Genomic DNA, 22,754 nt, shown 5'->3' with positions numbered 1-22,754 from the left:
TTAAATATGCTTAGAAAGTAATATTTACACCTAAATTATAAGACCTAACTAACGGATAAGCACCATAATCAATACCCGGGGCAAGGTTAGCCGGTTGTGTATTGTTTGATGCGCTACCTGAATAGTTGTAATCCACATCTGGGTTATATCCTTTGTATGTGGTAATCGTGAAGGCGTTTACCACACTCGCAAAAATACGGGCTCTGCTGATGCCCAATGTGCCTTGCAGAAAGGTTGGCAGGCTATAACCCAATGACAAGTTGGTACAACGCAGGTAAGATCCGTTTTGCAAATAAAATGTGGATAAACGTGTGCTATTACTTTGTGTGCCACCACGTGAGGCACGGTAAACTGTTCCATTTCCAGGGTTAGCCTCATTTCTGTAACGATCAGCTACATCTGCATACTGGTTACCAGAGCCTTCCATATTATACAGATAGTAATCCTGTCCATCTAATATTTTATTACCATAAGAGCCATTAAAAGAAGCACTTGCATCAAAATGTTTATACGTACTATTGAATGCAAAACCGTAAGTAAACTTAGCATAAGGCGAACCGATCACTGTTTTATCAGCATCATTTACTTTACCATCACCATTAGTATCTTCAAAATAAAGATCTCCAGGTTTAATTGAATTGGTTGATGAAGCAGATGGAGCTAATGTAGGAATATTTTCAGCTGTTGCTATACCGGCTACTTTAAACCCGTAAAACATACCTACTGGCTGTCCTTGTGTAGTGATATTGGTTAAATAGGATCGTTCTGCACCATTAATAATGATCGTATTATTGCCTGGAAGTTTAATCACTTTATTGCGGTTTAATGCAAAATTACCACTTACATTAAAACTGAAATCTTCAGATTTAATAATCCTTCCATCCAGCTGTATATCAAAACCTGTGTTACGGATTTTTGAATCTCTCAAGTTGGTTAAAATAGTTGTACTACCGGAAATAGCCGAAACGGGCTGATTATATAACAGATCAAACGAATAGCTTAAGTAATAATTGGCGATGACGGAAAGGCGCCCATTAAACAATCCTACATCGATACCTCCATTGTACTGTGAGGTTGATTCCCAGCTTAACTTTTCATCTTTTACACCACCGGCATAAGTAGCTGTAGTTATAGTGTTATTACCAAATACCGCACCTGTAGGACTAGCCAGCGTTCGCTGAACACCATAATTAGGAATATTATAGTTACCGGTTAAACCCCAGCTTCCACGAATCTTAACGGTAGACTGATCACCCAGAAGGTCATTGTAGAAAGGCTCTTCAGATACAGTCCAGCCAGCAGCTACTGAAGGGAAATAACCATATTTATTTAAAGGGCCAAAACGAGAAGATCCATCTGCACGAAACGAAGCTGAAAGAAAATATTTACCCGCATAGTTATAATTTAAACGGCCAAGGTAAGATAGCAAAGTATAAGCGGATTTAGCTGTACCGGGGTTTAGTGTGAAGAAACTTGCATCAGCTCCTTTGCCTGTAATTTCCGGAATATTGTTATTTTGAAAACCTTTAGCCGAAACACTGATTGAGTCACTAGTAGTTTTTTGAACAGTATATCCCGCTAAAGCATCAAAGTGGTGTTCTCCTGCATCCTTTTTATAGTTTAAGGTAAATTCGGCTAAACGATCTAACTGCGTAACAGTTTGAGCTGTTGCTGTTGCTGCCGCGATAGATTGCGTAGATCCAGGAGCAAAAGCACCGCTACTTAAATTTGTTGGTAAATAATAATCATATTTTTCATTGTAGGTTTGAGTCCCCACATTTACCTTGGCAGTCAAATCAGGCATTATCTTATATGTTGCATTCGCATTGTAGGTACTGCGGTAACCTTTACGGTTAATTTTTGTACGAGTGACCAATGCAACCGGATTTTCAATACTTTGGTAACCGTATGCAGCAGCTTGCGAAGCCTCCGCATTGGTTGCTAATGTTCCATCTGCATTGTATGCAGGAAAAAATGGCATATAGATTAATGCACCTAAAACAGCTCCATGATCAAAACGACCTTCTTGAGCTTCCCTGTTGGTGTTTTGAGTGTAGGCTATATTTGCACCTACATGCAGTTTTTTACTAACATCGCCATCAATATTTGTGCGAAAGTTGAGACGATCCTGGCCTGTAGAAAGAATGATACCGTCTTGATTCTGATAAGCCCCACTTAAATAATAGCGTATGCCGCTTGAAGCACCAGAAAACGAAAGGCTGTGTTTCTGAAAGAAAGCGTTCTGATAGAGCTCATCCTGCCAGTCGGTATTAATAGTTTGAGGAATGAGTGATTGTGAACCAAAGTCATAAAGTTCTAAAGGGATGCTCACGCTTCCTGCATTACCGACGTTAGCAATACGGGTAGCATTTAAATCAGAGTACATCGCATCATTCCAGGTTTTACCAGCGTTAACCCATAGGTCACGGTAGCTATTGTTACGACCGTCAATTAATAATTGAGCTGCCTGGTTTGAATTTAAAAGTTTCACTTTTTTGCCTAGCTGATTACTTCCAGCTTGCACATCATACTCAAACTTACCTTTACCCTCTTTCCCCCTTTTCGTTGTAATTAGTATCACACCGCCCGATCCACGTGATCCATAGATCGCAGCAGAAGCAGCATCTTTAAGCACATCAATGCTTTCAATATCATTTGGATTGATAAAGATATCATTACCGGCAGGGTAACCATCTATAACATATAAAGGATTAGAACTGGCACTGAATGAGCCTATTCCCCTTACCCTTATTTTAGTACTTGCGTAAGGAGCACCACTGGTCTGCGATACCTGTACACCAGCAACTTTTCCAGCCAATGCTTGCCCTAACGTGGGGGCAGATAAGTTCAAATCACTTGATTTAACGCTCGCTATAGAACCTGTAACATCGCTTTTACGAATAGTTTGGTAACCAATGGCTACTACTTCATTCAACATATTGGCCTGAGGCAATAACTTAACATTCAAAATACTGGAATTACCTACCAGATGTTCTTGCGTAATGTATCCTATAAAGGAGAAGATTAATGGTGCACCTGGATCAGCAGTTAAGGTGTATTTACCATTAGCATCTGTAGTAACGCCTTGAGTGGAATTTTTAACCCGTACAGTTACACCCGGTAAAGTTTGATTTTTTTCGTCAATAACAGTACCTGTTATCTGTGCGGCCTTATTAGTCGGTAAGGCATAAACTTTAACTGTATAGCTTGTTAGTGCAATAAAAAGCAACAATAATGAGAGACAACGTTTCATGTCAAACGTTGTTAAAAGATCATAGGTAATCTTTTTTTTCATAGTCTTAGAGGTTAATTGTTTAAAGATTAAGGATGGGCAGCTGTGAGATTTCAGATAAATAAGTATTGATCTAAACAGCTTAATTGAACCCTTTCCAATGAATAAGAAGGATTAAGAAAAAGCCAGATTGACTTTTTTGTTTTACATAGGCAAAAACTTAAAGTGTAGATTTATTTTAATATTTTTCAAATAATAAAGATTCTTTTAACGAATTAATATCAAGCACATGTAGATTTTGTAAATGTTGCAGCAAAACTAGTTTACCAATTTTAAGAGAAAGCTATAAAATAGTTAAATTTATATTAACCCTAACAAAAAAGGTCAGACGTTATGCCTGACCTTTTTTGTCTTAAATATGATCCCCTGTTACCAATACGAACGAGTGAACGTGATGTTGTTTTCTATTTAATAATCATTTATGGATCAAGCGGTTCATCCTGATCTATCTGCAATGATTCTATTAGCGGATAAAATTCCAGTTCAGTTTCAGAGATGCGTTTACCAAGTTTATAAGGTACATATTTTAACTCTTTTTCACAGCGTTCGGCCATATTCATGATAAAATCTGCTTGGTATTTGTCAGTTACAATGTACCCAGGCTTGGCGAATGGTATGCCATACCTGAATACCAGCCTGGCATCATTACGTAAATTAGTTGTAGTATGCCTGGCATGGGGATCTATAAAAATGGCATTTTCTGGAATATGATGCGTTTTTATCAAATAGATTTTCATTTCAACGGCCTCGTTATACTTTGTTTTGAACGGGTGCACAGCACCACCGGAAACAACTATAAAAGGTGCCTTACCTAGTTTATATTGTATAACTGCAAGTCGGCATCTCAACATCCCTTCACCACTTAGAGGTGTCGTTAAATTCTCGGGCCCTGCACCAGGAACTAAAATATGCGAGTAATCAAACTTATTCCAATCAATTGTCCTTACATTATCAAATGCAGCTTGATTAGCTAAGGAAAACATAGGCTCATAATTGCCAGCATCTTGCCTTTCATTTATCTCTAAATAGGTTAGTGCAGCTTGCAGTGCTGGTTCGAAAAACAAGGAAGTCTTTTTAACATCAGCTAAGATTACTGTAGAGCAATCATACATTAATATGTAATATGCTTTATCTTTAATATTAAAACTGATAGAATCTATAGCAGGATAATTTGGTTTCTTGCCTTCAGCATAAATCTCTATTGTATTATTTATAGCAGCAGCATCCTGTTCCCATGCTTTGATAAGCAGCTCAACAGGCGTTAAAGTTTTGTATAATATGTAGGTGCCTGAAGGTATAAGATGCTTTTTAACCAGCCGGTCTAATGCATTTCCACTTTTGTACAAGGCGGAAAGGCGTGTACTTACTAGTTTTATATCTTCGTCCATTAATTTAAGCTGCGAAGACAAACATAAAGGATCCTTACAATTAGTAAGCGAAGTTTGCAAGGCAACTAATTTGTCCTTGGTAAGCTTAGCCAGCTGTGGGTCATTTTGAAATAGCTCAGCAACCTCTTTGTCCTGTTGTAGTAAAGTAAGCAGGTAATAGTTTTTTGATTGCACCCAATTGTCCGCAGTAATCAGTTTATATTTAGGATCAGGGTTCTGAGCAAAACCGTTGCTTATAGCCAGTATACAAGCAACGAAAAATATAAGTATTTTTTTCATAGTATAGGGTAGAACAAATACGGGTTTATATGTAAATTAAAGGTTAGTTCTATTATAAGTTTTTATTAAAAGAAATCATCTCGAGATAAATCAGCAAAAACAGTAAGTAAGAGTTAGAGCTCTTTTGGAAGTCTGTTATTTCATAATTTCTACTATCCTTTTTGGGATATCTGTATTCTGTAGAAATCCAGTAAAATTCTCAGAGCCTGGTCCATAGCTAAATAGTGGCACAGGTAGACCAGTATGATCATTGGTAGTAAATGTGCCCACAACTGAACCCTTACTATAATTGCCGTCATAAATTATAAGCCCACCAGTTTCATGATCGGATGTAACAATCACCAACGTCTCTCCATCCTGATCTGCAAACTTCAAAGCCTTACCAACCACCTTATCAAAACTTAGGTATTCATCTATACATATCTGGATATTGTTTGTATGTCCACCCTGGTCTATTTTTGCACCTTCAACCATTAAAAAGAAACCTTTCTTATTATCTGCAGCCAAAAAATTGATACTTTCATCAAAAGCTGACTCTATTAATCTAAAATTCTTTTCTGGACGGTCCTCATCAAAACAAATAACCCTTGTCTTTTTACCGGCTTTTGCAAGATTGCCGATGCCTTGATACACCTCAAATCCGCTAGCTTTAACGCTATTCAAAATAGCATTCTGGTTTGCACCAAAAGCATCATGATACCCACCAATAACAAGTGAGGCTGGACTATAACGCAAATCGGAAGCAATACTATCACTTTGATCACGCTCTGTTCTATGGGCATAAAAAGAAGAAGGAGTAGCACCAGTAATCCGGTCGTTACTTATAATTCCTGAACGGATCCCCATATCAGACATCATCTCCGGAAGGTTAGGAATCTTCTTGCCTTCTGCATCCATCCCAATAAAACGGTTATTTGTTTTTTCACCCGTAGCCATCGCAGTAGCGCCAGCAGCAGAATCCGTCGTATAATCATTTGCCGGAGCAGTATTAGAAAAACCGATATGTTTAAAGTTAGCTGCGTTAAGAAATCCCCCATTTGCAGTTGCAGCGGCCCAAAATTCGGAGAAGCCTGCTCCATCACTAATCAATAAAATTACATTCTTTGGCTTGGCTTTCCCTTTATCACTCTTATAGGTAGGCATGTACGTATTATAATGACTAGAAGCGGTATACGTGTTTTTTTCATAATTATTTAAAAATTTAGCCATTTCAGCCGGCGAATCTGTATTTAAATAATCCACACCCATTTTAATAAAGGCCTGCCAACAGGTCTTAGTATCTGGATTTCCCCAAAACCGTACCTGTTTGCCCATTTGATGAACTGAATCCACAAAATGCTGTGTTTTCGTGTAATCTTCATCGACCATACGGCCGAGTCCGTTCCACTTCGTAAAGTCTTGTAAACCGGCACTAAAAAAAGCTACACGCTTCAACTCCTCCTTAGTATAGGGTATATTCCTCTTTCCATCAAAAAAAAAGATTTCATCAAATTCTTTAAAACGATCCGCTTCAGGTTCAGACCCACTAATTACCAATCGAACAGCGTCTGGATTATTGTTTACATCAAAGTAATGGCGAATGGGTTTCAGCTTAGCCTCCAAACATCGCATTGCAGGTTCCCCTACTGTTTTAAGATCAATAAGGATTTGTAATTTACCCCCATCTCTATAAGCTTTATTATTGCCATTGAGCTTAATCCGATTCAACAAAGGCTCAATATACAATCGTTCAATAGTATGTTGATGATCAATATCTTCCTTATTATGTGCCACGTAAAGTTCATTATCGACAAGAAAGAGATCCACTTCCATAGAAGCAAAATGATTTGCATGTGCTGTGTAGAAAGGCTGGCTCTGCAAGTAGTCATTGTGAGAGTGTGTATTTTTGTTCACTTCATACTTTTGGGCATATAGAGCAGAAACACTGCAAACTAATGCCACAAGCATAAATACTTTCATTTTTAAGATATTACTTTTTTTAGTCATTATGATTTTATTTCATTCCCGCAAGGAAACAGCCGTTCTCTTGTAACAATTCAAAAGTATACCTTCTATGTTAATATGAAGTTAAGTATCTAATAATGTAACTAATAAAGGATAGGCATATGGGAATAATAATGATTAGGCACCGCTGACAACTTGCAATATGTTGGCTATATCCCATCGGGAGGGCACCTTCCCCCGCAGGCTTTTGTACCTTACAAGATTTATTTAGGGCTATAATCAATATAGTAAGAAGGGTATTCTAAACAAATTATCGACGTAAAAGATATTATTGATCACGCTAAAGATTAATCGATACCTGAAATGGGATCTTCAGTTCAGGTTGAATAAATCATATCGGCTGCTCTTGAGCTAAATATTCATTGACACAATCATCATGTTAATTTTTTACAGCCTTAAATGAATTATCATTCTTATATACACTTGAACCTTCTGGTGGATAAGGAATTGTATTTTTCAAATCGTCGATATAGTCTGGATTAAAAGTAGGTATAGACATATCCCCCGCTTCGCGCCATTTTTTAACTGTCTCATGTATTTCTTCAGCCTTTTCAAGTGACGGAGCATGATCCTTGGCAAGGTATAATGTCTGAGAGGGAAAGGCAAAACCAGTACCGCTTTCCGTGATGATATCCATCATGCGTAAATACAAATCTTCCTGTATTTCCAGAAACTGATCAAAATTAACAGCATGAACATAAGCGAAAACTTCCAGTTTAAGGGAGTCAGCACCAATCTCTACGAACCGTACCCTTGCTGGCGATGGATCTACTTTTGGATGCGCGTATAAAATTGAACGTAATTCTACAAGAAGATACCTGATTTGATCTGGAGTGGTTTCAAAGCGTAAACCAAATGTTGGATGAAACCAAAAGCGATCACGATGTGCATAATTTTCAATCATGTTAGATGAAAATTCACCGTTAGGAATGGTAACAATTGTACGATTAAGAGTACGTATGCGTGTAGAACGCATTCCAATTTGCTCAACCGTACCCACCACATCCCCTACCTTGCAAAAGTCTCCAACTCTTACCGGCTGATCTGCAATAAGCGTTACACTGCCAACAAAGTTTTCTACTGTTTTCTGTGCACCAAGCGCTAATGCAATACCTCCAATTCCTAACGCAGCCAATCCGGTGGTGACATCAAAACCAAAAGTGCTCAGTATCATGATCACACACATGATTACAAGAGCAATTTTAGCTGCTCGACGCAGAAAAAGCACAGCAGATACACCCGCCTGATTACCGTGTCGGGCTAACCGCCTCTCTGCGTATCGGGAAATAAAATCGACCAGCTGCCAAATAAGAAGAAGTACGGCAACGAGTAATACGACTACGGTAATATCGCTGAAACGATGACGGACAATAATCGATATTCCTGCCTGCCGACCGCCAATTACGAAAAGCCAAACTGCAAGATACAACCGAATCGGCAGAGCGAAAGCAGTAATAATTCCAGAGATAGGCTCAGTTCTTGCCTTATGCCAAAAAAGAGGTATTAAAATAATAGCTGTTTTGGTAATTCCCAAGGCTAGCAGGTATGCCACTATAATGATCAAGAGCATGGCCATCCAGTGTGCTAAAGGAACACCTCCCCATTTATTTTCCTCTAATACTTTCGGTGCTAATTTACTGAGAAGAGGTGCAGATGAAACAGAATCAAGTTGTAAAGGTATTCGTTGAATAGTTTGTATGGAAAATAACCAAATAGGTCCGCCATCTGATCCTTTTGTATTCTCCAATAAGATTTCAAACTTTTCTTTGTTAACTCTAGCGTCCCCAATATGATCTAAATTCTCACCTAAATTGTCGCCTTGCTGTCCTTCCTCATTATCACTAATCATGGAATAAGGAAATATATTTCCTTTCTGATCCAGCAACTGCTGAAGTCCTTGTGCTTGTAGCACTCTGTCTTGCTTTCTCCTTAAGGTTGAGTCTATGCTAAGATATAAGGAAGCTTTAGCGTAATCTTCTTGTGAAACCGCTTTAATAAACCCTTCTACAGTTCCCCGGGGGGTACGTCTGCCAAGTGTATCATTGGGCCATGAGGGCTCTTGCTTTACCTTTTCAGCTGTGTCGTTTAAAAGCAAATTCCCTTGAGCATTCGATTGACTTGCAATAAATGTTAAAAAAATGCACAGAACTAGAAAGAAGTATTTTGAAAATTGTTTTTTGAAGTATAACATTATTAAAAAAAACAAAACTAACTTATTTTATTTGATAGTGACTGTTAAGGTTTTGCCATGATAGCAGAATAGTGAAATTCCTCAAAAATCAGTCCTCTGATATAAATTCTAACCAGTTAAGCCTGCAACCCTTTGCTTCCACTTTAATCATCATTTGATGTGCTCCCTTACTCATATAAAAAGGCTTATAAGGCGCAATAGTGCCAGATGAGATCCATTTGTCAGATGCTACATTATTAAATGAGGCAACTGTATGGTTATCAACTTCTACACTTAACTTTCCTATAGCGAAATCTTTAGAACCAGAAATCCTCGCTTTCACTTGATAAATACCACTTTTATTTACCCATACCGTATATTTCATCCACTCACCTGCATCCATAAATCCAACATTGTATCCATTAGCAGGATGTTCATCTGAATTGGTTTCTATATCAACTCCATCGTTCCTGTAATATCCACCACGAGTTTTAGAAGCATTCCAATCTCTGGGTTCATCAATCTGTAAGCGTTCCGACCTAAGGTCATGATAAGCTATGCCTTCACGTCCCATATCATAATCCACCGCTTGTATAATCCCAGGTACCCTTAATTTTGTATAAGGCATGGTTAGTTTACTATTGGCTTGACGGGTAAGTGCATCCAGAACATCTTTTCTTTTCGAACAGTTATCAAATAAAATATTATTTAATAAGGCTTTATGTCCACTCGCTGTTAAAATATCCCCGTAAGGTGCAGCTATAAGTTGCTGATTGTTATTGTCTAGCATCATCTACCAGTTTTATATCTACCTTTTGATCAATAACCAACTGAGCAAGCGTTTTCTTATAGGCCTCACTTTCCATATCCATATCACTGCCTGCGGTAATTGCTTTCAAACTGGCATCACTTAGATCACTGGCGTATCCCCATGGAATCATCTCTCCTATCGATCCCCAGTCACTAACCATGAAACCCTTGAAGTTCCATTTATCTTTTAAGATATCTCTTTGTAAATAACTGTTTCCAGTTGCAGGGATGCCATTGATAGCATTAAAGGAGTTCATAAATGTAGCTACACCCGCATCAAGAGCGGCCTTAAATGGAGGAAGATAAGTCTCCCATAGAAGCTGATTGCTGATATCTACAGCATTATATTCGCGACCAGCCATAACTAATCCATAAGCAGCAAAATGCTTGGCACAGGCCATTATCGCATCAGTATCCCCGAGTTTATCTCCCTGAAATCCCAGTACTCTTGCCCTGGCAATTGCCGATCCCAGGTAAGTATCTTCCCCTGCACCTTCTACCATCGGCGCAAACGTCCAGTGCAAACCTACAGCTGCAGCTTCTTTAGCTGCAATATGAGCAGATTGACGAATCGCAGCTAAATCCCATGATGCCGCCTCCGCTAAAGGAATAGGAAAAACAGTTTTATAGCCATGGATTATATCCATACTGAATAATAATGGAATTTTAAGTCGCGATTGTAAGGCTACGGCCTGAGTTTCGCGTGTCTCTTTTGCACCTTTAACGTTTAACATGGAACCCACCATTCCATCTTTTATGTCCTTTAATAAATAGGTTTGCTTACTGGTAACCGGTCCTGTAACTTCCCTACCAGAATATTGATTTAACTGACCCACTTTTTCCTGGAGTGTCATTAATTTCAACAAATAATCTACCCGTTCACTAATGGGTTTCTTATGTGCCATCACTGATGTTAACAGCGATAAACTTAAGGTTCAGAAAATAGTATTAAGTATTGCGTATTTCATCTTGAGCTTGTTTAATTAGCTTATTACTATTTATTTAAGCCCATCTAAAATTCCCTGATAAGCAGCTTTCCGTTTGTAATTACTATCGAAAGGAAGTGGCCAATCCGGGCGCTTATACTCACCTGTGATCCAGGTATCTCCATCCGTTAAATTCCATGTAGTTATACCGAATTGCTGAGCCTTTGGTATTGCATTATATGTTTTTACAATGAACTTATATTTATCCGCTTGTTGTTGCGCAAGTGAAGAAGTAAAGGTCAAACTTTGATTATTATCCGGGTTAACAGCAATATCAAGTTCGGCAATGTGTACTTTTAATCCGGTTTGAGCAGCAGAATTTATCGCATTAGCCAGATTAACATCCGATTGATTATAGCGGGTATGCATCTGAAGCCCGATACCATTAATCGGAATTCCCCTACTTTTTAAACTATTCACGAGTGCTAGTATCGCCTCACGTTTTACAGTGGAGTATTCATTTCCGTAATCATTATAAAACAACAATGCACCTGGATCTGCCTCATGTGCATATTGAAAAGCTCTGGCTATATAGTCATTACCCAATTTTTGTTGCCAGATACTTGTCCTGAGGGTGCCATCCTCATTAATTGCTTCATTCACAACATCCCAGGAAGTAACTTTTCCTTTGTAACGGCCCACAACAGTCTGGATATACTCTTTAAACATAGCTTCCCATGCTGCTGCATCACCTTGATAAGTATCAAGCCATGCGGGAGAGCGATGCCAGATAAGCGTATGACCATGTACACGGATATTATGTTCCTGTGCGAAAGATACAATATAATCGGCATCAGTAAAATACCATGCTGTTTGCGAAGATCGGATGCGCGACATCTTCATTTCATTCTCAGAAGTCAAACTGCTCATCTCCTTCTCCACTAATGCCCTGTAAGCAGCATTGCTTTTTATTAAACTTACATTAACTGCAGCACCCCATGGAAATGGAGCGCTACTTTTTAATGATACTCCATCAGATTCTTCAGGAGTGATATAAGGTATCGTAGTGACAGTATTTTCTTTTGAGCAAGCGGCGAATAACAATAGCAGCGTTACCGCGAATAATCGTTTATAAATTTTCATTTTTGTGTGGCTTAATTCCTGTGCTATTTATATTTTTCTTTCATGGCATTATAAAAGTTTTAAAGAGTAAAAAATGCCATTTTCTTTTTCCTGTTTCAGACATTAACCCCTTACGGTTCCAGAAGTTTTATATACCGAATGTTGTCTCCTGAAATAGCCCTGCCTATCATTGATATTGGAAGTATGGGACATGATCATTTTTAGAGCAATCATTGTACTCGGAAATTTTGAATTTCTCATTTCACAGCCTACAAGGTTGCTAAAATCATCGCTCAGCGATAGCTTACCTGCCTCAACCAACTACATTATTGAAGTAGCTGAAAAAGATTTAGATATCGACGCAATTCTGAATGATGCATTTTTTTAAGTGCCGTATTCCTTTCAATGTGTCGGTAACCGAAGCAATTGGCATAAATGATCCTGTTATGTTTTACAACGACAAGAGAAAGTCCGGCAACATCCAGTTCTTTCATAATACCATGAAGTTCTGCTTCCGCCCTTTCTTCTGGAAAAAGCTAGTAACCGAAACAAATAGCATTAGGATTAAAGTAAAGAACATTTTGAAGAAAGATAATTTGCCTATGATTGAAAGATTTAAGACTGAAAGATAATAATTCTTAAACCAATTTGCATCTTCTCTAAGATGATTATCCAAAGCAAATCACCTCCTATACCCTGTTTAAATTTAAAAAGGCTTATACTTGGCATTGGATTAACCGCAGTATTTCGTAATATCCTCAAATAACAGACAACATGCCATTTACTTCATTAGGTTTATCTCCAGCTTTATTAAAAGCATTGGCAGATCAGAATTATACATTACCCACTCCTATACAACAAGCGGTTATACCCGCTATATTGAATAAAAAAGACGTTTTAGGTATTGCTAAAACAGGCTCAGGTAAAACAGCTGGTTATGTATTGCCTATTCTAATGAATCTTCAACATACTGTAGAGGCAAAAAACAGGCATGTGAATGTTTTAGTATTGGTACCAACCCGCGAACTGGCTGTACAGGTAAAAGATGTATTTCAGATTTTTAGTCCTTTCCTTACTCATCCGATTAAAACATTAGCTGTTTTTGGTGGCGTTTCTATAAATCCACAAATGATAGCTTTACAGGGTGTGCATATCCTGGTTGCTACTCCCGGTAGATTATTGGAATTACTGGATTCAAAAGCAGTACACCTATCTGATATTGATACCCTGGTGCTTGACGAAGCAGATAAAATGTTGAATTTGGGTTTCAAGGAAGAAATGACACGGATCATTGCTCTTTTACCTAAAAAGCGTCAGAATTTACTATTTTCTGCTACACTGACTGATGATATCAAACAGATAAATCAAATATTACTCAACGACCCGCTTGTTATTAAGATAGATGCTGAGCAGGATACGATCGATACCATAACTCAAGTAGGTTATTTGGTACCCGATGAGAAAAAAGGTCCCCTCTTACGCTATCTGATCAAACATCACGATATGAAACAGGTTTTGGTATTTGCAGCATCTACTTACCAAACCGATAATATTGCGGATAAACTTCGCAAAAATGGAATAGATGCTAAAGCTATCCATAGTAAAAAGAGTCAGGGTGCAAGAACTGAAGCTTTGCAGGATTTTAAATCAGGCGAACTAAGAGTGTTAGTGGCAACGGATTTAATGGCTAGAGGGATCGATATCAACTTTCTACCTTATGTGATTAATTACGAATTACCCCGTTCACCTAAAGATTACATTCACCGGATCGGAAGAACCGGACGTGCAGAGGCTCCCGGTGATGCTATTTCTTTGGTAAGTCCTCAAGAGCTGCATCACTTTGGTGTTATTCAAAAAAAGATGGGCAAATTGATCAATACGATTGATAGTGAGAGTATCAGCTTTTAGGTTAATCTATAATAATATTAAAGCATGAGCCCAATTTGATTAACATCCACTTAAAAAAGCGGGTGTTAATCTTTCAAAAAATTTTAAATATTTTACAGGTTTACCCCTCCCGAAACTTCAATTCGTTGCGCATTAACCCATTTAGCATCTTCTGAACATAAAAAAGCAACCACACTTCCAATATCATCTGCACGACCTACTCTGCCTAAGGCGGTACTACTAGCAATAAATTTATTCATCGCTGCGTTATCCCGCACCATACCACCTCCGAAATCAGTTTCAATAGCTCCAGGAGCAACTACATTTACCGTAATTCCACGAGCTCCAAGCTCCTTAGCCATATATTTAGTTAAGGTTTCGATAGCACCTTTCATCGCAGCATAAGCAGCAAATCCAGGGGTACTAAATCTGGCAAGTCCTGAAGAAAGATTAATAATACGTCCACCTTCATTAATTAAAGGAAGCGCTTTCTGAGTTAGAAAAAATACTCCTTTAAAGTGAATGTTCATCAGGAGATCAAACTGCTCTTCAGTGGTCTCAGCGAAAGAAGCGTGGATCCCAATCCCGGCATTATTTATCAGGAAATCAAAATGATCGGTATTAAAGGAAGCTTGTAATAATGCGCTGAATGAAGCGAAAAATGAATCAAAACTTTTAATGTCTGCTGTATCTAATTGCAACGCCTCAGCATTAACGCCTGTTTGCTTAATCTCGGCTACAACAGCAAGTGCTTCTTCTTTTTTACTTTTATAAGTTAGGATTACATCAATTCCTTTTTTGGCAAGATTTAGGGCCATGTCTTTACCCAAACCTCTACTCCCCCCCGTAACCAAGGCAACCTTTTTATTCATTGTCATATCTAATTTTAGCTTGATTTTTATATTGATCTAATTTATACTATTTGTTCCTCTTAAGATATCAGAGTAAGGTAATATTTTCTATTAGGAGGGGTCTATTACTTATTGACAGAAAAAATAATGCAATAAGAATCCGGTAAAAGTCCAACTTAATCACTGTATAGTCGGACTCATACTGGATTCATATTGCTCTCATATTGCAATCATTTAGTGCTTATTTACTGAAATTGAAGATCAGTTCTACCATAGATTATGATTAAAAAGAACGGTCTTTGCATAAATTTTAAATAAGATAAACTATTTAATTCTTGCGAGGTTTAATACGCAGTAGTTTCAAAATAATAGAATTTAAGCTACTATTCCATTACTCATTGAAACAAACTCAAAATGAAAATATCTACTTATAAAAAGTTTAACTTCAAATTTCTTCTAACAGCTTTTTTGTTGTTGAGCTTTTCCTTGAGTTCATGCTCCAAAAAAGTAAGATTTATTACTTCTCAAGTAGTTCCGGCAGCTCAAGGATATACAAAGATAAGTCGTGATGATAATAAAAATTATGCTATTGAGATTGAGATTGAAAATCTTGCAGAGTCCACACGGTTGCAACCCCCAAAAGCTGTTTATGTGGTATGGCTGGAAACCGCTAATAATGGCACTAAAAACCTGGGGCAGTTGAAAAGTTCAAGCGGTTTTTTTACCAGTGGACTTACCGGAACATTGGAAGCTGTAACGCCTTTTAAGCCTAAGAGAGTTTTTATAACCGCTGAAGACCGTTCAAATTTAGACTACCCTGGATCGCAGGCAGTTCTGAGTACAAAAACCTTTTAACATTTGACTGAGTAATGCAAAAGCATATACTATCTGTGCATCTGGTTAATGTGTTCAAATATTTATTTATTTAATGAGGAAGGTGGTACGGAATACTTTAAATAAAGGGTTCCTAAACGGTTGTTGAATCCCATTATCGGACTAGTCATTACCAGAATACTATCATTCAGGTTAACCAGATTTGTGCCGTTATTACTAAGGTCTGAAGATTTACCTATTACGGAGAATGACTTTCCTTCATTTTTTTTGTCTGTTGAGGATACAATAATTCCTTTATCATTTACTACAATAATGCTCTGAAAGTTCTTCTCTTTGACCATTTCATTCATGTAGAGATTGACCTGACTGATATTGCCCTGCATCATTTCACTCCGGATTGCCCAAACAAATGGTTTAGCTAATAATTTTAGGTGAGCTTCATGTGATTGCACAATTTGAGTCTTTGCTTGCTCAGTAAGCGTTTGCCTATCTTTTATAGCATTTTTCTTTAAACTGCTTATTTCTATGGTTTTCCAGATCCATACTCCAGAAAGTAAAACCAAGGCAACAACGATGGTTATTAAAATGCCTTTGGTTTTAGCTGATCCAGACCTGACCTGAACTGATTTTTTGCTTTGCGAATCTTCGTTTGACTTATCCATTGTTATTTGAACAAGCTGTTTATTTAAATGTTTTTTGCAAATGGATATTATAATGACAGGCTACTTATTGTAGTGTTTCTCGGAGCGTATATGAAATTTTAACATCAACTCTTTAAAGGTAACTACTTGTGATACATTTAATAGTAATGCTGGAACCTCATGAGGTTCCAGCATTACGACAATTCTATCATCTCAATTAGAACAAAAAATGAATAATATAAGTAATTTCTAAAGGTTGAAGAAGAAGTGCATTTTTTTAGACCTTCTTCAAAATGGTTCTAGGCGTTCTCCAAATCCGCTATTACCAGTTTTTTCATTTGCATCAGTGCACCCATCACCCGTTGTGCCCGTTCAGGCTCTTTTACTAATTCGCCTAGTACCTTAGGGATAATTTGCCACGATATTCCATATTTATCTATCAGCCAGCCACACATTACTTCTTTTCCGCCATTAGTAGTAAGCTCTTCCCAATAGGTATCAATTTCCTTTTGTGTATTACATTCCACAACTAATGAAATGGCATCATTAAATACAAAGCCATCATCCGCAGAACTATCCATCGCCATTAGAATATACTGATTGATATCAAATTGGGCGTGTTTTATATAATTTGTATTTTCACCTTCGCCCTCACTGTATTTTAAAAATCCTTGAATGGTAGATTGCGGAAAAAGTTGGGTATAATAATTTACAGCTTCCTCTGCTTTACCTACATGGGATCCGGTAAACATGAAAGTTGGAGTGAATTTTTGCGGTGTATCGGTTCTACTACCAGTATATAGTTGCCAGGAGACTCCATATTTATCTTGTACCCATCCGTACATTGCACTCCAGTTATAGGTATCCAGCGGCATAAGCGACTTTCCGTTCTCTATCAATTTGTTCCAGTATTGTTCAGTTTCTTCTGCAGTTTCGCTGATAACCATAAAAGAAATAGATGGATTTGGTGATGAAGAGGGCCCGTCATTCAGTAGCATGAACCGTTGTCCACTCAATTGAATTTGAACCACATAAAAAGAGGTTTGTAGTATTTTACCCTCACCAAAGGTGTTGATATAAAAATCGGCTGCTTCAGCAGTCTTGCCTTTAATCGTTAGGCAGGGATAGATTGAATTGTTCATAATTGATTGATTTTATCGTAGACTAATTTCGATGGCTCTCCTTTTGAATCTTATGATAGTAGAAGTAAGAAACGCCTAATATTGCCAGTATAATAATAGGAAAGAATGCCATCATCCCGATTCCGTCAATGGCAGCATGAGATATACTTGCAAAGATGAAATCAAAGGTAAAACCGGCGTAAGCCCATTCTTTTATGCGGCCTTTAAATACAGGAAGTATCAATACTATAGCACCCGCAACTTTGAAACAGATTAACGCCACTCCGAAATAATAGGGATACCCCAAATGTGACATGCCGCTTCTTGATTCTTCCGAACCGCCAAATAACGCAGGCATTACGCCTTCAAATAAAAATATGATGACGGTTGATACCCAATAGATAATTTTATTTATTTTCATATTCATTAGTTTTTATCATACAGCGGCATAGGTTTTGATTTAGATACCATTCAATACAAAATTGGTCATTAGCTACTCTTTCATCCTGAATTAATTCCTGAAAAGCGGTTCCAATGGCTGGGATATCTTTCATGAAATCAGGAATATCTATATATAGATATCCGCCTTTTAAAATTGTTTTAGTCTCAAGGGAATGTTTAGCTAATTCTCCTTCCTTCGCTTCTTCTGCAGCTGCTTTGTAAATGATAGATCCATCCAGATCAGGCCAGGAAAGTCCGAAATAATTATGATGGATATCATCATGAAGTAAACGATGCAAAGTTTCATGTGCCTGCTGGATACCATCGGGGAAAGAGCTTGCTTTAATGCAATGGACTTGAATATCCTCGGATAATTGGGTTATATTCATTTCATTTGTATTTGATAAAGTAAAAATACAATTGCGGATTCTCTTTTATCAAGTGCAACAACGACATAAAAGGGGTGAATTGCGACATATACTTTTTATCATTATCTTGGTATAAGATAGCGTATTTTTTAACCAGTTTAGGCACTCTACTATGATTAAAGTTTCTGTGTATGTACCCGAAAGTTCAGTAATAGAATCGGTTACGCCCCCATATCGTGTATTTAATAGTGCTAATGAATTTTTACAGTCGATGGGTAAAGAACCCTTGTTTGATGTCGAGTTTGTAGGCCTGACCAAAAACGTTAAGGTGCTGGACGGTGAATATACAGTAACCGTAAAACGTTTATTGAGTGTGGTGGAAGAAACTGATCTGTTTATCATTCCTGCGTTATTAGGTGACATGGGTAGAGCCGTAGCGTTGAACAAAGCCGCCATTCCTTACATACAAGATCTGCATAAAAAAGGTACTGAGCTGGCATCTCTTTGCCTGGGTGCCTTTTTATTAGGAGCTACGGGGCTCTTAGATGGAAAAAAATGCTCCACACACTGGGCTTATTACAATGAGTTTAGATGTATGTATAAGAATATTGAAGTGGTAGATGGTACGATCATCACCGATGAGGGGAGTATTTATTCTAGTGGAGGTGCTAATTCCATCTGGAATTTGTTGTTATACATTCTTGAAAAATATACAAACAGGGAGATGGCCATATTGGTAGCTAAGTTTTTTGCTATTGATATTGACAGGGATTCTCAAAATGCCTTTGCTATTTTCAAAGGTCAAAAAGCACATGCGGATGAAGCGATTAAAAAGGCTCAGGACTATATTGAACAAAACATTGAGGGAAGGATCAGTATTAGCGAACTGGCCGACATCGTAGTGGTTAGCCGCCGGAGTTTTGAACGACGCTTTAAATTAGCTACCAACAATTCGGTATTGGAATATATACAGCGCATTAAAATTGAAGCTGCTAAAAGAAGCTTTGAAAAAAGTCGCAAGAATATTAATGAAGTCATGTATGATGTGGGCTATAAGGATATAAAAGCTTTCCGGACAACCTTTAAAAAAGTAACCGGATTGACACCTAATGAATATAGAAATAAGTATAATTTAATGCGTGTATTAGCAAATTGACCCTGTTCTCATAAAAGGGTTTTTTATGATTTTTGATGTCTGCCACACCATTTGAGGTTTAGATAAGACTAATTAGCGAAAAATTGAGAGGTAATGAATACTTTAAAGTTTTCATATTAATTACTTTCGTCCTAATTAAACCAATGTTTAATCAGCACTCTAGTATGTGCTTTTGATTCAAATAAACTGATTCAAATTTATGACTTCTTCTACACCTTTTCCTCGGGAACGGATTGTGTGGGCTGATGTACTTCGATTTATTGCTATGTTTATGGTGATTGCTGTGCATTGTACCGATCCTTTTAATATATCACCGGCCGCGAGACTGAATCCGGAATACAATTTCTGGGGAACTATTTATGGATCTGTTTTGCGTCCTTGCGTTCCTTTGTTTGTAATGCTCACGGGGATGTTGTTGCTCCCTGTTAAACTGGAAATGGGTCCGTTTTACAAAAAAAGAATATTCAGGATATTATCTCCTTTTTTAATCTGGTCTGTGCTTTATGATTTGTTTCCCTGGTTTACAGGACTAGTGGGGCTGGATCCATCCATCATTACAAAGTTTTTTGTTTATGCAGGTGATGCACCCTCACAAGCCTTTGGCGACAGTCTCAGAAACATTTTAATGATCCCTATTAATTTTACACCATTTTGCACGCATATGTGGTATATCTATATGCTGATTGGTTTGTATTTGTTCATGCCTATTTTCTCCGCCTGGGTTAAGAGTGCTACAGCGGATCAGAAAAGAATGTACTTGTACATTTGGGGCATTACGCTCATTCTCCCTTATGCTTATGAATATTTGACCATATATCTTCTTGGTTCTTGTCCCTGGAACCCCGGGTTCAACCTGTTTTATTATTTCGCCGGATTTAATGGGTATTTGCTTTTAGGTCACTATTTATCTAAAGTTAATGATTGGAGTATAGGTAAAACGGTATTAATCAGCTTCGTACTTTTTGCTGTTGGTTATGCCATAACTTATATTGGCTTCGAGAAAATGGTTGCTGATCCTAAATCAACGGAAGAGCAGATTGAGCTATTTTTCCTTTATGGAACCCCAAATGTGGTTATGATGACTATTGCAGTTTTCCTGCTTGTTCAGAAAGTTAAAATAGATAATCCGTTTTGGATAAACATTTTTGCTAATTTGACGAAGTGTGGTTTTGGAATTTACATGGTTCATTACTTTTTGGTAGGACCAAGTTTTATGATCGTCGATTTTATGCACGTGCCTATCCCCTTTCAGATTTTTGTAGCTGCTAGTTTAACCTTTGCCTTTGCCTGGTTTTTTACGGCAGTGATGTATATGCTAATCCCTGGAAAAGCAAAATGGATTATGGGGTAATGAGAATTATTTCTTAGTCTGTTTAAGTAATACCAATCGATACGATCATACAGGCAATATTAATCAGGAATCGTGTGGTAATGAGAATTATTGATCAGTCAGTTTGATTTATAAATGATCGATATGGTCATACAGACACAATTTATAAGAAATCATGGAAACCGATAATTGCCTCGAAGCCCATTTTAATAGTTCAATGAGATGATAACATTTTGATAAACATAAAATTTAAGTTAAATGATGAACAAACATAAACTCCAATTTTTTAAAACATGTGCTCTGCTTTCAATTCTTTTTGCAGGTACGGAATCGAGTGCGCAGGAATGGGCTATGAAAAAGGCTCCATTAATGACTAAATGGGCAAAGGACGTCTCTGTTACTAACCCTTTACCAGAGTATCCTAGACCTCAGATGGTTAGGAAAGATTGGTTGAATTTGAATGGTTTGTGGGAGTATAAGAGTGGAAAAATCAATGATAAAGCACCATTGGGAGAAACACTGCCTGGTAAAATACTCGTGCCTTATCCGGTTGAATCTGCACTATCCGGTGTGATGAAACACCATGACAGGCTTTGGTACAGGCGGTTATTTACTGTTCCGACCCAATGGAAGGCGAAGAATATAATACTGCACTTTGGTGCTATTGACTGGGAATCGGAAGTATTTATTAATGGTCGCAGTCTTGGAAAACATCAGGGTGGTTATGATGAAATTACGCTTGATATTACACCGTATCTGCAAGATAAGAAAGAGCAGGAAGTAATAGTGCGGGTGTATGACCCTACTGAATCAGCAGGTCAGCCTCGCGGCAAACAAGAGAACCCGCCTCATGGAAATCTGATTATGTATACTCCGGTCACCGGAATTTGGCAAACGGTATGGATAGAACCCGTACAAAATTGCAGTATCAGCAAACTAAGGATTACTCCAGATGTGGATGGAAACCGTCTAAAACTAAGGGTAGATACCACTGGTATGGGTGGTAATGTAACGGTAACAGCGTTAGTTAAAGACGGAAAAAACATTATTTCAAAAGGAACAGGAAAGGCGGGAATTGAATTAATTATTCCAATTAAACATGCGAAATTATGGTCACCGGACTCCCCTTTCTTGTATGACCTTCAGATAGAATTAAAAAGTGGCTCTAAAAACCTAGATGCTGTAGATAGTTATTTCGGCATGCGGAAAATAAGTGTGGAACAAGTGGGTGATCATAAAAAGATCTTCCTGAACAATAAGTTCGTTTACAACCTTGGCTTTCTGGATCAGGGCTTTTGGCCAGATGGTGTCTATACCGCACCAACAGATGAAGCGCTTAAATTCGATGTGCAGATTCAAAAGGATTTTGGATATAACATGGTGCGCAAACATATTAAAGTGGAGCCTCAGCGCTGGTATTACTGGGCTGATAAATTAGGGATCCTGGTTTGGCAGGATATGCCTTCGGCTAACTCATATAAACATAATCCCCCTGCTGTTGATACACTGCAATATAGAAAAGAATTGGAACGTATGGTGGAAAGTAGATATAATAGTCCTTCTGTTGTCTGCTGGATTCTTTTCAATGAAACGCAGGGACAAAAAGCAAAAGATGGTACTAATTTAACCCAGAGAATGTTTGATGTGGTCAGAGCAAAAGATCCTACACGATTAATTAATGCCGCCAGTGATAATATTTATAAAGATTATATAGGGGATATTCTGGATTATCACTCTTATCCCGGACCTAAAAGCATTGAAAGTAAAACAATGGCAACGGCTTGCGGTGAATTTGGCAGTATTGGATTATCTGTAAAAGATCATGAGTGGGTACCTGATTCGGGAGTGAGCATGATCATGTTAAAGACAAAAAAAGCCTTGGAAGACACTTATGAAGGTTACATCAATAAACTTGCTGAATTTAAGTCTGCAAATGGCATGAGTGGTGCTGTATTTACCCAGCTTACTGATGTTGAACAGGAAGTGAATGGTTTTTTAACATATGATCGGGTATCAAAGGTGGATATAGCAAAGATAAAAGTGATCAATGAAAGACTAATTCGTCAAGACCAGATTAGGGAGAACTCGCTGCCTGTAGGGTCAGTTCCCAAATAGAATCTGTATCCGGGGAATT

Annotated in this window: 17 protein-coding genes; 5 read left to right on the top strand and 12 right to left on the bottom strand. The window is 37.8% G+C overall.

What is annotated here, in order from left to right; genetic code table 11:
* Positions 1-10: 10 nt before the first annotated feature.
* The 7 genes from BFL47_RS03860 to BFL47_RS03830 form a co-directional block, all read right to left on the bottom strand.
* Positions 11-3,295, bottom strand: a complete 3,285-nt coding sequence (locus tag BFL47_RS03860) for a SusC/RagA family TonB-linked outer membrane protein (RefSeq protein ID WP_083256986.1) — start codon at positions 3,293-3,295, stop codon at positions 11-13.
* A 416-nt stretch (positions 3,296-3,711) separates the two neighbouring features.
* Positions 3,712-4,959 (bottom strand): YdcF family protein, encoded by a 1,248-nt coding sequence (locus BFL47_RS03855; RefSeq protein ID WP_069658480.1) that lies wholly within the window; start codon positions 4,957-4,959, stop codon positions 3,712-3,714.
* Between the two features lie 135 nt (positions 4,960-5,094).
* The gene (locus BFL47_RS03850; protein WP_245681297.1) at positions 5,095-6,945 is read right to left on the bottom strand and encodes an alkaline phosphatase; all 1,851 of its coding nucleotides are present in this window, start codon (positions 6,943-6,945) and stop codon (positions 5,095-5,097) included.
* Positions 6,946-7,342: 397 nt separating this feature from the next.
* Positions 7,343-9,058 (bottom strand): mechanosensitive ion channel family protein, encoded by a 1,716-nt coding sequence (locus BFL47_RS03845; RefSeq protein WP_245681296.1) that lies wholly within the window; start codon positions 9,056-9,058, stop codon positions 7,343-7,345.
* A 184-nt stretch (positions 9,059-9,242) separates the two neighbouring features.
* Complete coding sequence (locus BFL47_RS03840; protein WP_069658478.1) at positions 9,243-9,926, bottom strand: carbohydrate-binding protein; 684 nt, start codon at positions 9,924-9,926, stop codon at positions 9,243-9,245.
* Positions 9,910-10,848: a glycoside hydrolase family 3 N-terminal domain-containing protein gene (locus BFL47_RS03835; RefSeq protein WP_069658477.1), complete on the bottom strand. Its 939-nt coding sequence runs from the start codon at positions 10,846-10,848 to the stop codon at positions 9,910-9,912. Before BFL47_RS03835 ends, BFL47_RS03840 begins: the two co-directional genes overlap by 17 nt.
* Positions 10,849-10,941: 93 nt before the next feature.
* Positions 10,942-12,012: an endo-1,4-beta-xylanase gene (locus BFL47_RS03830; RefSeq protein ID WP_069658476.1), complete on the bottom strand. Its 1,071-nt coding sequence runs from the start codon at positions 12,010-12,012 to the stop codon at positions 10,942-10,944.
* Between the two features lie 753 nt (positions 12,013-12,765).
* Here BFL47_RS03830 and BFL47_RS03820 point away from each other — a divergent pair.
* The gene (locus BFL47_RS03820; protein ID WP_069658474.1) at positions 12,766-13,899 is read left to right on the top strand and encodes a DEAD/DEAH box helicase; all 1,134 of its coding nucleotides are present in this window, start codon (positions 12,766-12,768) and stop codon (positions 13,897-13,899) included.
* Positions 13,900-13,991: 92 nt separating this feature from the next.
* Here BFL47_RS03820 and BFL47_RS03815 read toward each other — a convergent pair whose 3' ends face one another.
* On the bottom strand, positions 13,992-14,756 hold the full coding sequence (locus BFL47_RS03815) for an SDR family NAD(P)-dependent oxidoreductase (protein ID WP_069658473.1): 765 nt from the start codon (positions 14,754-14,756) through the stop codon (positions 13,992-13,994).
* Positions 14,757-15,143: 387 nt separating this feature from the next.
* Here BFL47_RS03815 and BFL47_RS03810 point away from each other — a divergent pair, with 387 nt between their 5' ends.
* Positions 15,144-15,584 carry a hypothetical protein gene (locus tag BFL47_RS03810; protein ID WP_069658472.1) on the top strand — a complete coding sequence of 147 codons (441 nt, stop codon included), beginning with the start codon at positions 15,144-15,146 and terminating at the stop codon, positions 15,582-15,584.
* A 62-nt stretch (positions 15,585-15,646) separates the two neighbouring features.
* Here BFL47_RS03810 and BFL47_RS03805 read toward each other — a convergent pair whose 3' ends face one another.
* From BFL47_RS03805 to BFL47_RS03790, 4 genes are all read right to left on the bottom strand, one after another.
* The gene (locus BFL47_RS03805; protein ID WP_069658471.1) at positions 15,647-16,225 is read right to left on the bottom strand and encodes a hypothetical protein; all 579 of its coding nucleotides are present in this window, start codon (positions 16,223-16,225) and stop codon (positions 15,647-15,649) included.
* Positions 16,226-16,503: 278 nt separating this feature from the next.
* Positions 16,504-17,346, bottom strand: coding sequence for a VOC family protein (locus BFL47_RS03800; RefSeq protein ID WP_069658470.1), 843 nt, complete (start codon positions 17,344-17,346; stop codon positions 16,504-16,506).
* Positions 17,347-17,368: 22 nt separating this feature from the next.
* Positions 17,369-17,746 (bottom strand): DoxX family protein, encoded by a 378-nt coding sequence (locus BFL47_RS03795; RefSeq protein WP_069658504.1) that lies wholly within the window; start codon positions 17,744-17,746, stop codon positions 17,369-17,371.
* Positions 17,733-18,155, bottom strand: coding sequence for a hypothetical protein (locus tag BFL47_RS03790; protein WP_069658469.1), 423 nt, complete (start codon positions 18,153-18,155; stop codon positions 17,733-17,735). Before BFL47_RS03790 ends, BFL47_RS03795 begins: the two co-directional genes overlap by 14 nt.
* A 151-nt stretch (positions 18,156-18,306) precedes the next feature.
* Here BFL47_RS03790 and BFL47_RS03785 point away from each other — a divergent pair, with 151 nt between their 5' ends.
* From BFL47_RS03785 to BFL47_RS03775, 3 genes are all read left to right on the top strand, one after another.
* Positions 18,307-19,290, top strand: coding sequence for a GlxA family transcriptional regulator (locus BFL47_RS03785; protein WP_069658468.1), 984 nt, complete (start codon positions 18,307-18,309; stop codon positions 19,288-19,290).
* A gap of 199 nt (positions 19,291-19,489) precedes the next feature.
* On the top strand, positions 19,490-20,641 hold the full coding sequence (locus BFL47_RS03780; protein WP_069658467.1) for an acyltransferase: 1,152 nt from the start codon (positions 19,490-19,492) through the stop codon (positions 20,639-20,641).
* A gap of 237 nt (positions 20,642-20,878) precedes the next feature.
* Complete coding sequence (locus tag BFL47_RS03775; protein WP_083256985.1) at positions 20,879-22,735, top strand: glycoside hydrolase family 2 protein; 1,857 nt, start codon at positions 20,879-20,881, stop codon at positions 22,733-22,735.
* Positions 22,736-22,754 lie beyond the last annotated feature (19 nt).

Origin of the sequence: Arcticibacter eurypsychrophilus, from assembly GCF_001730525.1 — a bacterium.
In the GTDB taxonomy this organism is placed as follows: Bacteria; Bacteroidota; Bacteroidia; order Sphingobacteriales; family Sphingobacteriaceae; genus Arcticibacter; species Arcticibacter eurypsychrophilus.
This window is presented reverse-complemented; position numbering and strand designations above follow the sequence as displayed.

Coding starts and splice junctions, on each gene's coding strand:
- BFL47_RS03840 (WP_069658478.1), bottom strand. CDS start 9,926: ATGATGCTAGACAATAACAATCAGCAACTTATAGCTGCACCTTACGGG.
- BFL47_RS03795 (WP_069658504.1), bottom strand. CDS start 17,746: ATGAAAATAAATAAAATTATCTATTGGGTATCAACCGTCATCATATTT.
- BFL47_RS03820 (WP_069658474.1), top strand. CDS start 12,766: ATGCCATTTACTTCATTAGGTTTATCTCCAGCTTTATTAAAAGCATTG.
- BFL47_RS03800 (WP_069658470.1), bottom strand. CDS start 17,346: ATGAACAATTCAATCTATCCCTGCCTAACGATTAAAGGCAAGACTGCT.
- BFL47_RS03835 (WP_069658477.1), bottom strand. CDS start 10,848: ATGGCACATAAGAAACCCATTAGTGAACGGGTAGATTATTTGTTGAAA.
- BFL47_RS03860 (WP_083256986.1), bottom strand. CDS start 3,295: ATGAAAAAAAAGATTACCTATGATCTTTTAACAACGTTTGACATGAAA.
- BFL47_RS03790 (WP_069658469.1), bottom strand. CDS start 18,155: ATGAATATAACCCAATTATCCGAGGATATTCAAGTCCATTGCATTAAA.
- BFL47_RS03830 (WP_069658476.1), bottom strand. CDS start 12,012: ATGAAAATTTATAAACGATTATTCGCGGTAACGCTGCTATTGTTATTC.
- BFL47_RS03805 (WP_069658471.1), bottom strand. CDS start 16,225: ATGGATAAGTCAAACGAAGATTCGCAAAGCAAAAAATCAGTTCAGGTC.
- BFL47_RS03810 (WP_069658472.1), top strand. CDS start 15,144: ATGAAAATATCTACTTATAAAAAGTTTAACTTCAAATTTCTTCTAACA.
- BFL47_RS03815 (WP_069658473.1), bottom strand. CDS start 14,756: ATGACAATGAATAAAAAGGTTGCCTTGGTTACGGGGGGGAGTAGAGGT.
- BFL47_RS03785 (WP_069658468.1), top strand. CDS start 18,307: ATGATTAAAGTTTCTGTGTATGTACCCGAAAGTTCAGTAATAGAATCG.
- BFL47_RS03775 (WP_083256985.1), top strand. CDS start 20,879: ATGATGAACAAACATAAACTCCAATTTTTTAAAACATGTGCTCTGCTT.
- BFL47_RS03850 (WP_245681297.1), bottom strand. CDS start 6,945: ATGACTAAAAAAAGTAATATCTTAAAAATGAAAGTATTTATGCTTGTG.
- BFL47_RS03780 (WP_069658467.1), top strand. CDS start 19,490: ATGACTTCTTCTACACCTTTTCCTCGGGAACGGATTGTGTGGGCTGAT.
- BFL47_RS03855 (WP_069658480.1), bottom strand. CDS start 4,959: ATGAAAAAAATACTTATATTTTTCGTTGCTTGTATACTGGCTATAAGC.